The sequence below is a fragment of the Kocuria sabuli genome (assembly GCF_040981185.1).
In the GTDB taxonomy this organism is placed as follows: Bacteria; Actinomycetota; Actinomycetes; order Actinomycetales; family Micrococcaceae; genus Kocuria; species Kocuria sabuli.
This window is the reverse complement of the sequence record NZ_JAVHZE010000080.1, coordinates 1-623: the sequence shown is the minus strand read 5'-3', so window position 1 is coordinate 623 and position 623 is coordinate 1. Positions and strand designations below refer to the sequence as shown.

1 protein-coding gene is annotated in these 623 nt (G+C 37.7%); it reads left to right on the top strand.

The genetic code is table 11. The annotated features are described in order from the left end of the window. A partial coding sequence (locus RE027_RS17985; RefSeq protein WP_368809664.1) for a KwaA family protein occupies positions 1 to 499 on the top strand: 499 nt, incomplete at its 5' end. Positions 500 to 623: the final 124 nt, after the last annotated feature.

Here is a 623-nt window from a genome sequence, read left to right as displayed (position 1 = left end):
GCATCTTTGCTTTGATTTATTGACATCTGACTCCTGTAACCTGCCGTTTAAGGAACCATTACTGTCCGTCAGTTTATTTCTCATCTGCCTGGTATGTTTTCTTCTTTCATGGCTTATATTAAAACTGGCTAAAAGCGATGAGCAAAAAATCAGGATTCTGGAAGTAAAGTATACGCCGTCAGACCTGATGAACTATGTTCTCCCTTACATTGTTTCGTTCATGAGCATTAATTACCAGGAGACCAACAAATTTTTGGGGTTTATTGTATTTCTTCTCTGGCTCTTCTGGCTGTCTTATAAGACCGGACAAATAATACTTAACCCTATACTTATCGTATTCAACTGGAAAATGTATGAAGTAACTTATCGACATCCAGGTAGCAAAAAGACACACTCAGGTGTGGTATTATCAAACCTGAGTATTTCCCCTGATTCTGATTACGAATATCAGACAATACAGTCTGTCATTATTATTAGTGGAGATAAGGATGAAACTTAAAGAATTACAGGATTTTGATATCCAGAGTGCAACACTTTCTGTCTGGGTGTTCAGGAAACAGACAGTAAAAAGTAACTCGGTATACAGGGGGAAATGGATCACTGTTGTTCCTGAACTCAAAACT